Below are 14882 nucleotides of genomic sequence, written 5' to 3'. Positions count from 1 at the left end.
TAATTATCTATAAAGTACCATCCGTAGTTTAAGGCGCTTTGCATCTCAGCATGAAGATCTTACGATACTAATTGACTACAGGATAACCTATATATGAGTACCCTCAAAGAGCACAAAACAGAGAGATAAGCCGCAGCAACCCTAGTTTTTTCGGTTGTTGCGGCGTCCTCAAGAACCACTCAATTCTATGAGCACGCCGCCAATTCCTTAACTTTAGGAGATGGATTCGTGCACTCAAAAGATTTTTCCTGGCAATATTCTCTTACCGCCACAATATTACTGTTATCACCATTCGATTTACTGGCATCACTGGGTATGGATATGTATCTGCCCGTCGTTCCTCTCATGGCCGATGTACTTGATGCCGGAACAGGGACGATCCAGTTAACATTGACTGCATACCTGATTTTGTTAGGAGCTGGTCAGCTTCTATTTGGCCCGCTATCAGATCGGTTCGGTCGCCGCCCTGTTTTACTCAGCGGTGGGATTGCTTACATTGCGGCTTCATTCGGTCTCTCCATGACTTCATCATCAGAAGTCTTTTTGGGTTTCCGGGTTATTCAAGCCTGTGGGGCTTCGGCATGTCTCGTAGCCATGTTCGCGGCTATACGCGATATCTATTCGGGTCGTAAGGAAAGCAACATCATCTATGGCCTGTTCGGCTCTATGCTTGCCATAGTTCCGGCAGACACCATTATTAGTAGTGAAGAGCATGACTAATAAATCTATATATAGAATGTAAATTTACTAAAATTTTTCTTCACATTATTGACCTTACCCTTAGGGGAAGCTTTATCTTTTTAAAAATAACCTAAGGAGAACCGCATGAAAAAAACGTTAGTTTTTGCATCAATAGTTGCCAGCACACTTATTTTCAGTGCCGTAGCAAATACAAATACCGATACGATGAAAAAGGAACTTAATGCTTCAATGACAAAAATGCATGATGATATGCATAAAAGTATGGTGGCAGATAATGCTGATCAAGCTTTTGCTAAAGGCATGTTGGCGCATCATATCGGAGCGGTTGAGATGGCTGAAATAGAGCTTAAGTATGGCAAAGATCCAGAAATGAGACAGCTTGCAGAAAATATTATCAGAGCACAGGATGCTGAGATTAAACAAATGCAAACATGGTTAGAGAAAAATAAGAAATAATCTTTTATCCCTCTGAATCTTAATCCTAAAAAGCCAGTGGGAAATCTGTTTCTACTGGTTTTTCTTATACCTCTTTCTTCAATTTATTGTCGTTATTAGTACGAATGTGATGAATATTGGCGATAATTCAATTTCATTATTATTAATAATAATGAATCTATTGATATTAAAAAACAATTTATATCGGCGGGGATAAATTCCCCACCCAAATACCAAAAAACAATTACCAATCGCCTGAAGCTCCACCACCGCTACTTCTGCCGCCACCGCCGGAAAAATTATCATCATCATTACGATCAGAACTACAGCCCCCAAGCAAGCCCCCAAAAAGGCTGCCGAACAGGCTTTTCAATAATGACATCACGGACGAGATCAGAAAAAACACCAGAATCACGGGTAACAGGATAATGAGCAGATAAAACTCTGCCGGAATGGAAGAAAATAACCCAATAAAGTTCAGTACATAGGTTCCTACCGCGATAGTCAGAACACTCTTGATAAAACGCTTAAACCAATGCCCTGTACGAAAAACTTTCAGTGGCAGTAAGATTATACTCACCAACCAAAAACCCAGTAGCATAAAGATATCTTTGCCGGATATCTTGCTGAATGCGCCATCGCCTTCTTCAAAAGCCTGAACAATCTTCGCCGTTTCTTTCTGTGCTTCCGCTTGTTCGGATTTTTTCAGCCACGTACCAATTGAATCAATTGCCTTGCTAATTCCCTGATAATAAGCGCCTTCTTTGAAAGCCGGTTTCACATCCTGCAACAAAATGAGTGTAACCTTGCCATCGGATAATTTACGTTCTAAACCGGAGCCAACTGCAATACGCATTTTATGGTCATCAGAAGCGATCACAAACAAGATGCCATCATTGCGTTCTTTATTGCCTAACTTCCATTTATCAAATACACGGGAAGCAAATTCCTCAACAGTATCACTGCCCGTCGTCGGAATAATCAGGACTGCCATCTGTACTTTTTCTTCAGATTGCAACTTTTTCAGTTTTCGGGTCAGGCCCTGACGCTCTTCTTTCGTTAGGACTTCAGAGATATCCGTCACGCGCTTGCTTAATGCAGGAATATCAACGGTTGTTGTTTCTTGTTTTATCTCTCTGGCTGATGCGTTGCTCATGCCAATGAGCAATAAAAACAGTATAAAAAATTGTTTAATTATCAATAAATAACTGCGTTTCGGCTCTGTCATTCGGATACGACAACCATTCTTTGGCCTAGGGGAAATAACTAACATCAAATATCCTTATCTCTTATTTATGGAATTAATCATCACTATTATATGAATATCTCCCTCTGCACATCATGAAAAAACGGCATTATTTTTTCGATAATGCCGTTAATAATAAATTTATTCCCCTACTTTAATTCTTGCTGATTTATACGCAGTCAATAATGCCAATACTGGTGCGATAGAGAAGAGTAGAAATAACCAATGGGAAGAAGAAGCCGCGCCCTCCACGCCACCGGGCTGATAAAATCCAAATATATTGGTGACCATCCCAGCCAGTGCGGAACCGAATGCGGTGGCAAATAGCTGAACAGTAGTAATGGATGAACCCGCAATGTTTTTATCAGCGTCACTGGAAACTTGCAAAATACGGGTTAAAAGATGAGGCCAACCAAAACCGACGCCAAAACCAAACAACCCCAATCCCAAAATGATCGATAATATTATTTGCCACTCACCTGCTGATTGATAGGGCAACATCACAAGCAACAGAAGCATGCCAATCAACATGAAGACAGGGCCACTCACAATTGAAAAACGCATTCTCGCACCATGCCAGCTAGCGCTGAGCATTTCCCCTAGCGTCCAACCCAATGCGGCGGTCGCAACCATATAACCAGACACCAAAGGCGATTGCCCATGCAGTACCTGCAAAAAATAGGGAACGAAAACATCACCCGCCAAACCTATCACCAGAAGTGATAAGGTGGTGAATAAGACCAAGTGGGGAGAGCGCAAACTCAACGCATTTTCGGGCAATAATCTCGCTGAAGTTCTGCGTTCATGGGCAATCAATAAAGATACCAATACCACCGCCGTCACTATGCCGATAATATTGATACGCACATCTTGTGACAAACTTCCTGAGGAAACAGCGAGTACGGAAGCGGATAACAGAATAAGCTGCACAATCGGCAATGCCGTTTTGGTTGTATCCTGTACCCGTTTTTTGGGCAAAATCTGATAAGTGAACAAAGCATACAGTAAGGTAATGGGTAACATAATGCCAAACGCATAACGCCACACGTTCATTTCAGCGAAAATGCCACCCACAGCCGGCCCGATTAAGGTTGCCACGCCCCACACCCCTGAAATCAATGCCATAGCCCGGGGCCAGAGTGATTGTTCAAACACCAGATTAACCATCAAGTAGGAAAGTGCAAATAAAAACCCACCCCCTAATCCCTGAATGGTTCTTCCAACCAGCATGATTTCCATTGTGGGTGCTAAAGTGCAGAATAAACTGCCGGTGAAAAAAACCAAACTCGCAACCAAATAAGCATTTCTTGCGCCTGATGCACTGAGTACTCTCGCGGAAAGAACAGAACCAATAATGGATGCCACAACAAATAATGTCGTATTCCAGGCATAAAGGTTCAATCCGCCAATATCTTTGACGACAGAAGGCAAAATAGTAATCGCGATTAAAGTATTGGTTGCCATTAACCCTACACCCAGTGAAAGTGCCATGGTACTAGGCGCATTTTTGCTGGAAAACAGATCCCTCCAGCGGCTTTCCTCAGTCATTATCATGATTGTTATCCTGAACACAGGTTGAGTTGTGAAAAATCTTACGTTAAATTAAACAAGATAAATCTTGGAATAAATTAATGTCGGGATCAACAATATGTCAACCTCTGACTTGGAAAATAAAATAATTGAGGGGCAAACTGTGAGTGAGAAGTTATTAATGCTTCTTAAAACTCAAGGTGCCTTACAAGCCTCTGATGCCGGCAAGATATTGGGAACAACTGGAGAAGCCGCCCGTCAACAATTTGTGAAACTGGCTAAAGAAGGACTGGTTGAAGCAAGATCCGAGGCAAGGGGAGTTGGGCGTCCTGTTCAGCTTTGGCATCTTACTGAGAAAGGCCATGCCCGATTTCCCGATACCCATGCAGAGCTTACAGCTCATCTGATTACGATTATTCGCAGTCAATTGGGCGAAACAGCCATTGATTTAGTGATCAGAGCCCGCGAAAAAGAGGCTTTTTCCAACTATAAAAAGGCAATGGAAGAGGTAGCAGGGTTGCAGGAAAAAGTTGAGCGTCTGGTAGCCATACGCTGCCAGGAAGGTTATATGGCTCATTATTCTGTCGAAGAAAATGGCGCTATTCTGTTTTTTGAAAATCATTGCCCCATCTGTGCGGCGGCCAAAACATGTCAGGGATTTTGTCGGGCAGAGCTGAAGCTATTCCGGGAAATTCTGCAAGCCAATGTGGAAAGAACCGAATATATTCTCAGCGGCGATCGGCGCTGCACTTATCTTATCACCCCATTAATCTAGTCCAAAAAAACCTACTCAACATCATTTGGGTAGGTTTTTTTGTTGCTTAATTTTTCAGATGATTCAGCCGAAGATAAAATCTGCCAGTTCGCTCTTAGTTGGCGCACCATTGGCACCCGGACGACTGACAACGACGGCGGCAACCCGGTTTCCCAGATCGACCGCATCCCGTAATGGCATTCCCTGAGACAACCCCGCCAGCATACCGCCACAATGTGCATCACCGGCTCCAATCCTATCCTCAACTTTGACCTTGTAAGCAGGCACGTATTCAGGATCACGATCTGGCTGGCATATCCATGCCCCCTCTGCACCTATACGCGCAATAATCGTGAAGCCATGTTCATTGGCATAGCGGCTGGCCTGTATCATTGAATCCCCGATACCACACAGCAAAGCAATCTCATCTTTATTCAAGCTGAGTATTGTTCTGTCTGCGGGCAGCGATTGAATAAATTCAGGGTCGATATCAATCAGGCGGGGGCCAAAATCCAGTACCAAAGTCAGTTCAGTAGGTGAAGCCAACAACCATTCACGCAATTCATCCGCTGTTGGGTTTGCCAATTCATAGCCGCTGGTGTAGACATATCCCTGTTCCGGGAGCGGGATAGTCTCCAATATTTCTCTATTCCAATTATCGTCACAACCGGGAACTGAGACATAAGTACGCTTACCATCAGGTTTCATCATGGCGAAACACCAACTATTGTCTTTTGTTGGATGGCGTAATGTGACTTTTAGCCCAAGTTTTTCCATTTCTGCGGTAACACATTCCCCCCAGATGCCATTACCAACAAATATGCCATTAATAACCGGGGATTGAAGACGACACAGTGCACGTGCAACATTGAATGCACAGCCACCGACTTGCCGATCAATTTCCTCAGCTTCCCAATATTCACTATCATGGGGTAATTCAGGCAATCTGAGAACAATATCCCCTGTCGCTGATCCCACCACCACCACAGGCAGTAAAGGCTCCTTCATTTTTTATACCTATTCAGCATTAAATACAGACCATAACAGATAAAACTGACGAAAAATGACAAGAATAGACCAAGGCTGGAATTCGCGAAAATTCCCACTGCCCACGGGCCACTGATGAAATCATTTTGCGTCACCAGAAAACCAGCCAATGCCCCCAATAGCCAGCACAATATGGGGATCCATTTAATGCCGCCATTCGGGCCAATGTAATTAAACAATTTGTCCGTGCAATAACCCTGATTACGACTGATGACAATATAATCAAGCAGGAATATCGCTTCCCACGAGACTAAAAACACGCCGCAGAATATCAGAAATGCGATAAATGGCCCCATAAAGTCACCGGTAACAAAAAGGGTATAAATCGCGACACTCAGCACAATCATCGAATCAATGGCAACCGCATGAACCCGCTTAACTTTTATCCCCAATGTCAACAAATTCAAGCTGGCAGAATAGAGGCTCATCACTGCCATGATGACTATGCCTGCGATTGCTGTCATTAAGTAAGGGATCAACATCCAATCCGGCAAAATAGAACCAATGTGAGCAATAGGATTCTCGGATTTGGGCAGGTCAGGTAATTGGACGGAAAGCAAAATTCCCGCAAACAAGAGCAGTACCAGAGGGATCATTCCGCCCGCGGTTACCGCTGTGAAAATTTTTACTTTGGAGGCGTTTTCATGCTGATAGCGACTATAATCAGCGCTCGTTGCAGCCCATGCAATGCCACTCCCGGCAGCAACAACAGAAACGGCTGGCAGGAACCCGGTTAACCAACTGCCCGATGGCATGGTCAATACCGCTTCCCATTTTGTTGTAAACAAAATATAGAACACCACAACCAGTGTCATTACACCAAAAATCTGGATAACCCACCGCTGCAAAGCAATGACCATCTCTTTTCCCAGCAAAGTGACACCAATTGACAGACCAGCAAATAAGACCATGCTAACCACCGTCAAAAATGGACTTTCGGGGAGCCCGCAGGCCTGAAATAAAGCGGAAAGTGTCAAAGTGCCGGTGACGATATTGATGGATTCCCACCCCATGGAGATGAACCAGAAGATCACCGTCGGGGCAATATTTCCCTTGATGCCAAAAATAGTGCGGGAAAGGGTGAGGGTTGTGGTTCTTCCCACTTTACCGCTGAAACTGAGGTAACCAACCAGTGCAAAACTGGAGAGACCAAGCAGCGCCGCGAGTACGGATTGCAGGAAAGAGAGCTTAAAGGAAACAATGATGGCACCGTAAACAATGCCGAGAATGCCAATATTGGCGGCTGACCAGACCCAAAACAGATCCAGAGGTGTACCTGTACGTTCTGAAGGAGGAACAATATTTATACCTGTGCGTTCTACCTTCCAAAACCGATGACTATCTTGCTGTGTACTCATTATGTTTTCCATCACTGAAAAACCCTATCTGAGTTGACGTTACTAACCTTATACCATTATCTCAGCAGGGAATATGAAGATACCGGATATCGTCCTGAAAAATGGCTCCGGGCATGGCTTCAATGGTTCTCTTTCCCTAGGTTGGCGCAAATATTTACACGCATGACCGGAGTACCACAAAAAATGACGCCATGACCAGAGCGCAACGTTTCGATTTGATTAACCAAAAGAAAGCGCCAATCAAATCTCTGTCTCTTCATACACAACATGGCAGCAGGACACCTTCCACCACGCTCCCCTAGGGCCGATGTATGACATCGGCCCTGAGATTGAAGAACACATAACGTTCCTATATACCCATCGTCTTTCGAGCTACAGCTTTGTGGGATGTAACCCGAAACATACTGGATATACATTTCTTGCAAATAGGCCGGGTAGTTTCAGAAAAACTCCCGGCTTCTTATATAAGCAAGACTTATACTTTATCGGGCCGTGAAGGCCAATGAAAGTCCAATTTTGTCATTATGTGATGCCAATCTAATTCCAATACACTCTATACCTTGCTGTACAGGCTAATGTACACTTACGCCATCAAATAACTGGGGTTAAAAAATATGCTGAATCACTTTGTTGACTGGATACACGAACAACTTGAAAAGAAAAGCAATAGCCCTCGTTATATACAATTGCAAAAAGCCATCGAAATGGCGATTGAAAAACAATTATTGGCTGTAGATGAGTTTTTACCCCCCGAACGCCGATTAGCAGAACGGCTCAATATATCCCGAGTCACTGTCAGTAAGGCAATGCAGCTTCTGGAAGAAAAAGGGGTGATCATACGCCAGCAAGGAATTGGTACTCAGGTTGCAAAACCGGGGAATTCTTCTCTCAATCAGGCGGTTGGCTTTACTTCCCAAATCATTAAAGAGGGAGGAACGGTATCCAATTATTGGTTATCAAGAAAGATTATCCCCGCGCCGGAAGATATAGCGAAAAAATTATCGATTAACACGGGCGAGTATATTGCCAAACTGCGCCGCATCCGCCTTGCTAACGGCACTCCGGTTTCCCTTGAGAATACCTACATTCCCCAAGCCTACCTGCCTCACCCAGAATTATTGGAAGGTTCCCTGTATGCTCATTGGGAACAACAAAATATTCACCTCACCAACGTGCATCATAAAATCAAGGCCATTGCCTGCCATGCAGAGCTTGCCATATTGCTCAATATCGCCGAAAACTCACCACTGCTGCAAATTCACCAAATCAGCCTGAATAGCCAAAATGATGTCATTGAATTCAGTGAAATTTTGTGTCGTGGTGATATTTATGGGTTGGATTTCAATTCTCCTCAGAATATTGACATCAACTATAAACCATAAAAATCATTAATATATATTATCGTTCATCAAGGTTATTTCCCCTTTTTTTGGGGGATATTTAATCCCTCTTCTATACATCATTTTTTAACCTAACTTATATTCTTATCATTAAAAATATTACTTTTTTGTTAAAAAATAACCTTTACCGAATAAAAAAGGATCAACATACTATTAAATCATAAAAATATTACTTTAGTATTTATAAGAGAAAATCCTTAATAGAAATCGGCCGGCACAAACAAAATAATCAATAAAAACAAAACATTAAAATCAAAGCACTTCTATAACCAATCGATTTCAAATCATTAGGGAGAAATAAAAACAGCAGACAAAGCAGTGCAAGAAACGATAAGGGCCATATCACCTTTTACTCAAGGGATTATTTATGAACGATATTAGCCAATTATATTCAAAACATCCTGAGTTATACGACGCATTTTCAACCCAAAGAGAATTTCTGGCAGAATGCCGCTCCCTTCTTGATCTCTCATCTCCCAGCGATCCCCATGAAATAACCACATTAGAATTACTCGCCGGGCCAGCAAGACATTCACTGACATTTAATCAATTAGGGTGTAAAGCTTATTCACTTGATGGTTCTGAAGGAATGAAATCCTATTCCGTCGCAAAAGGTATACAACGCGAAGAAAACTACTTTGTTTCGAGTTTACCTTCTGATGAGCCGATTATTCCTCCTGATTTGAAATTTAATATTTTCACTTTGCTCAGATATTCTGTTGGTTACTTTACAAAAGAATCCATTCAATGGTTATTAAAATGGTGCCAACGTCACTCCCATAAAAACGGCATACTTTTCATTCAGGTACATAAACCCAGCACATTCACTGCCATTATCGAAAAACATGAAGAAACACGTGTTATCAGTGACACTGAGCTGGGCAAGGTGGAAAGCTATTGGCCAATCACGCCGCCTGAATGGAGCGACACCGCCTGGGAAGCCATAATGACAGTAAAAGTGATTATTAATGGTGAAACTCATTTATATGAGTCCCGAGAAATAATCCACTCTTATGAGGATATTAAGCATCTTGCTGAGTTAATGGGGTGCAGGGCAGAAATCATTCCGCCGCAAAAATTATCTGGATTTACAACCAGCGCCCATATCGTCGCCATATATCTATAAACATATTCCTTCTGCCAGTCTGAATCGCTGACAGAAGGAATAGTATAATGAGGAAGCAACTACAGAAGAAGAAAGTAAAAACGCGGTTACTCCTTACTTGCCGAATTCAACTGCTGGTAAATATAGTGCTTATAACTCTCTACCAACGCGTTGTCCTGACAATCATCCAAAGCACCATCACACAAATGACGCATGGTCATATTGGCCTGATAAAATGGCGGCGCAACCAAGCGGGCCCGCTCCAGTATCATTCCACCCAGGAAAGAAATATCCGTCAGTTTACCCGTCGTGATTGAAGTTCCCTGTTTTAAATTATCCCGTAAGGTAAATTGGGTAATATGCGCGGGATCAGGTAGTGAAGAGTGATAATGATCAAAATGGATGTTCGGTTGATGATCGCCAAAATAGAGGAAAACCGTGGGCTTATCGCGCTTGGCAACAAATTCACTGAAATCCTTGATGGCCGGATCGGAGGCGATAATTTTTTCCATGTAATGACTAAATTTGCCTACTGCTGTCGAATGTTCAACACTGCCAGTCAAACCATAGTCATCATGATGGTTCTCATCATAAGGGCCATGTTCAAACATTGTCAGAGAGAAGATAAAAATTGGCTTATCGGTTTCCTGAGCCAAAATAGTTTTCACATAAGACAACATATCCTGTGTCGAAATCGTCCATAGGTTTTCACCCATACTGGCGGGATAGCCTAACTCTTGTGGCTGGATCACCCGGTCAACGCCTAATGTCTTGTAAGCGTGCCCTGCATGATAAGCAGATTTATTAAATGGCGTCAGCACAACGGTGTAATAACCATTGTCTTTCATCGCACGGAATAAACTGTTTTGCAGATGATCGACAACAAAGTAAAACACGGCATTTTTGCGTGAGCCGAAATCATCCGTATTCAATCCCGTTAAAACAGAGAATTCAGATAACCATGTTCCGCCACCAAAAGTTTGTACCCTTAGCGGGCCTTGGGCGCTGACACCCGCATCGCGCTGGAACATATACAAATCTGGCAACTTAACCTTAGCGGGTAATTGGTAAAGATGGGGATTAACGGTGGATTCTTGCAGTAAAACAACCACATCAGGTTTCACGGCTGACTGTGGTTCAGGCAGGATCACTTTTTTCGCCTGTTGCAAGAAATAATCAGCAGATGTGCCAAACTTCGGTGGCTGATATTCGGCATCCATGGCCGACATCACCATATTAGTCATCGTTCCCCGCCCTTTCGGCAATTCATTCTGCCATTGAGCGTAATAGGCTTTGACCGTTAAATTGATACCCCAAATACTGGCGGCCATCAAAACGATACTGGCAAAGCGCCATTTGATACCTCGTACAGGAGAAGCCGCTTTCCAGCTCAGTATCATATTGAATATCAACCAAATAACCATCGCCACTACCGCAATACCCGCCAGCCAATAATGGCGCAAGGTTTCCTGATTTGAGGGGTCCAGCATGACATTCAAATCGGAAAACATCAGTTGTTCTTTGTAGTAGTGGACTTTTATCTGATTGAGGAACTTGAGGATAATAAATAAGGTTCCCGTTAACACCGCCGAAAATAACCAACGCGCTGAAACTAAGAAAACCAGACCAAAGATGATGCTAAATACGCCGACAGACACCAGTGCAGGATAAATATCTCCGCCCTTTTCAAACACTAATATCAAGGAAGCAATCAACAGCAATCCAAGATAAATCTTCGAGATTATCTTTTTCTTCATACTCTATTGGATTCCACACATGAGTTCATTTTGACATCACTCGCTGAAAATAGCATAGGTTTTCAAATATGCCGTAAATAAAATGCAGAAAATTCGCTCAATGAAGACAACGAAGATTCAAAGGAGTTCAACGGCCATTTTGTGAAATAGATATTTTATGACAAGCAGCTAAAAAACGTCCTCATCCCGTAAAACGTGCAAGTTTGCTTTCCTGCGGGTAAAACCTGTGCGGTCAAAGTACTCAAGAATTTGGATCGCTAATTTCCGGCCGATACCTAACTCATTGCGAAAATCTATCGCGGTAATACCTCCATTAGCCTGATCATATTGACGGATCAAATCAGCAAATTGCTGGATATACCGACGGTGATAATAACGGTCGGGTACGATAGCAATAACAAGCCCCAATTGTGCGGCAGTACGCAAAAGGCGGCGTATGGTTTCTTCCTCTTCCCCCATTTCAGTTGCCAAATCGCGTATCCACCACGCTTCCTCCTTGAAATGCGATTCTGCTTTTGACCACAAATTTGCCTGTTCTGTGGTAAACGCCAACCCATGTTCAGGCAAATGCAGCCCGCCATGCGTTTGCTTTAGCGCTTTCCGCTCAAGTAAGCGATTGATCAAGGTATAAACCAGCGTTTCATCCAATGTTGGCAGCGCCATCCGTTTCAGGCGGGCTTTACCCAAGCCCGGTTGATCGGGGTGCTTTTCGTGATATTCCGCCAAAACCTGCAATAACTTTTGCTCCGCTAACGCCGCATTATGCTGCGATAATGCCCAATCATCCGCAATAACGACCTTTGCTTCTGCCAATAGGCTATTGATCTGGCTTCTTGTCAACTGACGCGCCCAGGCAAAATGGCTAAGAGACAGTGCGCCATTCGGTAAATGCAGCATGAGATGCTCTGCATGACTGACAGCCCGGGCCAATTGTGATAGCCAATTCAGGAATGCAGGCTGGCGTTTTCCCCTGCGCGGAGAATTCAGGTTAATGACCCTTGCACCTGCCAACGTTTTTTTGGCACTGATATCACGCAATATCAGGAGATCATTTTCAACTAACCACAAAGGGCGATCCAACACCAATTCAGCCAATACCGGCGTATCAGCCAGCGAGTTCAGCAATGAAATTCTTCCGGTGATATGGCTGGCGGCATGATGGATATGGAGAGATTGCCAATTTTGCAGTGGTACATCCGCTTCAATTTCCACCAGCACTTTTTCAGACGCGGACAATGACTTTTGTGATGCCCAGATTTTTTGAGAAAATGGCTTTTGCGCTAATAGCCAATCACCACGGGAAATGTGCTCTTTTCTGATATCACCGACAATATTCAATGCAATACGCTGGCCTGCCTGCGCAACCTGGGCAGGTTGATTCTGGGCATGTAAGCCACGAACCCGGACAACTTGGTCACAACCCGTCAGCCATAACGTATCACCGACATGAATACTCCCCGCCAATGCCGTTCCTGTGACCACCAATCCCGCACCTTTAACCGTAAAGACCCGATCGATTGCCAACCGAAAACGTTGATTCAGTTTTTCCTGCTGCGGGTTTTGAAGAAGGGAAGAATGGCGATTTTGATGGACAGACAGTAAGTGTTCTCTCAGCGGGGCAATGCCATCACACGTTGTTGCCGTCGTCACAAACAGAGGCACTGATTGCCAGCCTTGTGATGCCAATAACTGTCTCACCTGCTGCCGGACTTCCTCGATCCTTGCCTGTTCGACACTATCGGCTTTGGTCAGTACAACCGTGATATCAGGCCGCCCGATTAAACGCAGGATCGCCAGATGCTCCTGAGTTTGCGCCATGACTCCGTCATCACAGGCGACAACCAACAGAACATGATCAATGCCCCCCATTCCCGCCAGCATGTTAGACAGGAATTTTTCATGCCCCGGTACATCGACAAAACCTACCGAAGAGCCATCTGGCTGTGGCCAATAGGCATAACCGAGATCGATAGTCATGCCCCGTTTTTTCTCTTCCGGTAAATGGGTCGTATCAACGCCTGTGATTGCACGAATCAGGGTCGTTTTACCGTGATCAACATGTCCCGCTGTGGCAAAAATCATAGTCATCGATCCTATACCTATAACAACGATTCTGAGGAATTTTTATGAAAATAATGCCTGAAATAACGCATTTCCATCTTCAAGGCAACGCAAATCCAGCCATAACCGCCCATCATACAGACGCCCAATCACGGGCTTGTTCAAATTACGCCATTGATGAGCCAATTTCTCCAATGTACTGCCACGCCCATCAATCGCAGTAAAAGTCAGCGCCCAACTGGGCAAGCGATCCACAGGTAAGGAACCACTGCCAATCTGGGAATAGCAAGGTTCATCGCGAACAATGAATTTGTCGCTGTAGTATGCCTGAATGTTGGGCAGTAACTGTTGCGCCATATCATGGATTTCATCTTGCGGACGAGTCAGTAAACGCAGTGTCGGTAACGTTTGACGAAGCTGCTCAGGATGTTGATAAAGACGCAATGTGGCTTCCAATGCAGCCAGTGTCATTTTATCTGCCCGCAATGCACGTTTCAGGGGATGGCGTTGAATGGCATCAATCCACGGTTTCTTACCGACAATTATTCCGGCTTGCGGGCCACCCAACAATTTATCACCGGAGAAAGTGACAAGATCGATGCCGCGGCTCAGATAATCCTGTGGCATCGGTTCCGCCGGCAAACCATATTGCGCCATGTCTGTCATGGAACCACTACCGAGATCGATGGCAGTTGGAATTTGAGATGCGATACCCAGCTTCGCCAGTTCTTCACCCGATACTTCGGCAGTAAAACCTTCAATGCTGTAATTGCTGGTATGCACTTTCATCAATAAACCCGTTTCGGGGTTAATTGCCTGCTGATAATCTTTCAAGTGCGTTCGGTTAGTCGTCCCCACTTCGACCAAACGACAACCCGCTTGCACCATCACATCGGGAACACGAAATGCACCGCCAATTTCCACCAGCTCGCCACGGGAAACGACAACCTCTTTTCCCTGCGCCACAGTTGCCAATACCAGCAAAACCGCAGCAGCGTTATTGTTGACGATACAGGCATCTTCTGCCCCCGTCAGGGTACACAGTAGATCAGCCAGCGCGCGATCACGATGCCCACGAGCGGCACCATCAAGGGAATATTCCAACGTAACCGGCGAACGCATCACCTGTGTCACTGCCTCAATCGCTGACTCTGCCAGCAATGCCCGCCCCAAATTGGTGTGAAGCACCGTGCCACTCAAGTTAAGCACGGGTTTCAACGCTGACATCTGATCCTGTTCCAATCTTTGGCGTAATGGTATGGCCCAATTATCACTCCATTCCGGCAAGATTTGATGTTCCCGAATATTGAACCGCGCCTGCTCCTGCATTTCCCGCAATATATCTACCACTCGCGTCTGCCCATGATGCGCTGTCAACGAGATGATTTCTGGCTCCCGCAGCAATCGATCAATAGCGGGTAATTGACGGTACAGTGAGTTTATTGCTTGTGTCATCGTTTTATCCATCACCATTTATTCATTGGGAA

At 44.4% G+C, this 14882-nt stretch carries 11 protein-coding genes and 1 pseudogene; 5 read left to right on the top strand and 7 right to left on the bottom strand.

The window, feature by feature from the left end; translation table 11 throughout:
- Positions 1-228: 228 nt before the first annotated feature.
- Positions 229-687, top strand: a pseudogene (locus Xmir_RS03470) (MFS transporter); the annotation flags it as partial.
- A 138-nt stretch (positions 688-825) separates the two neighbouring features.
- Positions 826-1158, top strand: coding sequence for a CopM family metallochaperone (copM, locus tag Xmir_RS03465; RefSeq protein ID WP_099113042.1), 333 nt, complete (start codon positions 826-828; stop codon positions 1156-1158).
- 223 nt (positions 1159-1381) lie between these two features.
- On the opposite strand, the gene Xmir_RS03460 is transcribed toward copM, so the two are convergent.
- Both Xmir_RS03460 and Xmir_RS03455 read right to left on the bottom strand, forming a co-directional pair.
- The gene (locus tag Xmir_RS03460) at positions 1382-2410 is read right to left on the bottom strand and encodes a TPM domain-containing protein (RefSeq protein WP_099113041.1); all 1029 of its coding nucleotides are present in this window, start codon (positions 2408-2410) and stop codon (positions 1382-1384) included.
- Between the two features lie 114 nt (positions 2411-2524).
- Positions 2525-3937: an MFS transporter gene (locus Xmir_RS03455; RefSeq protein WP_099113040.1), complete on the bottom strand. Its 1413-nt coding sequence runs from the start codon at positions 3935-3937 to the stop codon at positions 2525-2527.
- 94 nt (positions 3938-4031) lie between these two features.
- On the opposite strand from Xmir_RS03455, the gene Xmir_RS03450 reads away from it, so the two are divergent.
- On the top strand, positions 4032-4688 hold the full coding sequence (locus Xmir_RS03450; RefSeq protein ID WP_099113039.1) for a helix-turn-helix transcriptional regulator: 657 nt from the start codon (positions 4032-4034) through the stop codon (positions 4686-4688).
- A gap of 63 nt (positions 4689-4751) precedes the next feature.
- Here Xmir_RS03450 and Xmir_RS03445 read toward each other — a convergent pair whose 3' ends face one another.
- On the bottom strand, positions 4752-5675 hold the full coding sequence (locus Xmir_RS03445; protein ID WP_099113038.1) for a PfkB family carbohydrate kinase: 924 nt from the start codon (positions 5673-5675) through the stop codon (positions 4752-4754).
- Entirely contained in the window at positions 5672-7072 is a 1401-nt protein-coding gene (locus Xmir_RS03440) for a purine-cytosine permease family protein (RefSeq protein WP_099113037.1), read from the bottom strand. The genes Xmir_RS03445 and Xmir_RS03440 overlap by 4 nt, the downstream gene beginning before the upstream one ends.
- A 614-nt stretch (positions 7073-7686) precedes the next feature.
- On the opposite strand from Xmir_RS03440, the gene Xmir_RS03435 reads away from it, so the two are divergent.
- Together Xmir_RS03435 and Xmir_RS03430 are read left to right on the top strand one after the other, a co-directional pair.
- Positions 7687-8454, top strand: a complete 768-nt coding sequence (locus Xmir_RS03435; RefSeq protein ID WP_099113036.1) for a GntR family transcriptional regulator — start codon at positions 7687-7689, stop codon at positions 8452-8454.
- A gap of 385 nt (positions 8455-8839) precedes the next feature.
- Positions 8840-9598, top strand: coding sequence for a hypothetical protein (locus Xmir_RS03430; RefSeq protein ID WP_099113035.1), 759 nt, complete (start codon positions 8840-8842; stop codon positions 9596-9598).
- An 86-nt stretch (positions 9599-9684) separates the two neighbouring features.
- Here Xmir_RS03430 and Xmir_RS03425 read toward each other — a convergent pair whose 3' ends face one another.
- The 3 genes from Xmir_RS03425 to selA form a co-directional block, all read right to left on the bottom strand.
- Positions 9685-11334 carry an LTA synthase family protein gene (locus tag Xmir_RS03425; protein WP_099113034.1) on the bottom strand — a complete coding sequence of 550 codons (1650 nt, stop codon included), beginning with the start codon at positions 11332-11334 and terminating at the stop codon, positions 9685-9687.
- 168 nt (positions 11335-11502) lie between these two features.
- Positions 11503-13416 carry a selenocysteine-specific translation elongation factor gene (gene selB / locus Xmir_RS03420; RefSeq protein ID WP_099113033.1) on the bottom strand — a complete coding sequence of 638 codons (1914 nt, stop codon included), beginning with the start codon at positions 13414-13416 and terminating at the stop codon, positions 11503-11505.
- A gap of 42 nt (positions 13417-13458) precedes the next feature.
- The gene (gene selA, locus Xmir_RS03415; protein WP_099113032.1) at positions 13459-14850 is read right to left on the bottom strand and encodes an L-seryl-tRNA(Sec) selenium transferase; all 1392 of its coding nucleotides are present in this window, start codon (positions 14848-14850) and stop codon (positions 13459-13461) included.
- Positions 14851-14882: the final 32 nt, after the last annotated feature.

This window comes from Xenorhabdus miraniensis (assembly GCF_002632615.1).
Note: the sequence above shows the minus strand (reverse complement) of the source record. Positions and strands in the feature narration are given on the sequence as shown.

Excerpts from the sequence above, each read along its gene's own strand:
- copM (WP_099113042.1), top strand. The coding sequence starts at position 826 with ATGAAAAAAACGTTAGTTTTTGCATCAATAGTTGCCAGCACACTTATT.
- Xmir_RS03460 (WP_099113041.1), bottom strand. The coding sequence starts at position 2,410 with ATGTTAGTTATTTCCCCTAGGCCAAAGAATGGTTGTCGTATCCGAATG.
- Xmir_RS03455 (WP_099113040.1), bottom strand. The coding sequence starts at position 3,937 with ATGATAATGACTGAGGAAAGCCGCTGGAGGGATCTGTTTTCCAGCAAA.
- Xmir_RS03450 (WP_099113039.1), top strand. The coding sequence starts at position 4,032 with ATGTCAACCTCTGACTTGGAAAATAAAATAATTGAGGGGCAAACTGTG.
- Xmir_RS03445 (WP_099113038.1), bottom strand. The coding sequence starts at position 5,675 with ATGAAGGAGCCTTTACTGCCTGTGGTGGTGGTGGGATCAGCGACAGGG.
- Xmir_RS03440 (WP_099113037.1), bottom strand. The coding sequence starts at position 7,072 with ATGAGTACACAGCAAGATAGTCATCGGTTTTGGAAGGTAGAACGCACA.
- Xmir_RS03435 (WP_099113036.1), top strand. The coding sequence starts at position 7,687 with ATGCTGAATCACTTTGTTGACTGGATACACGAACAACTTGAAAAGAAA.
- Xmir_RS03430 (WP_099113035.1), top strand. The coding sequence starts at position 8,840 with ATGAACGATATTAGCCAATTATATTCAAAACATCCTGAGTTATACGAC.
- Xmir_RS03425 (WP_099113034.1), bottom strand. The coding sequence starts at position 11,334 with ATGAAGAAAAAGATAATCTCGAAGATTTATCTTGGATTGCTGTTGATT.
- selB (WP_099113033.1), bottom strand. The coding sequence starts at position 13,416 with ATGATTTTTGCCACAGCGGGACATGTTGATCACGGTAAAACGACCCTG.
- selA (WP_099113032.1), bottom strand. The coding sequence starts at position 14,850 with ATGACACAAGCAATAAACTCACTGTACCGTCAATTACCCGCTATTGAT.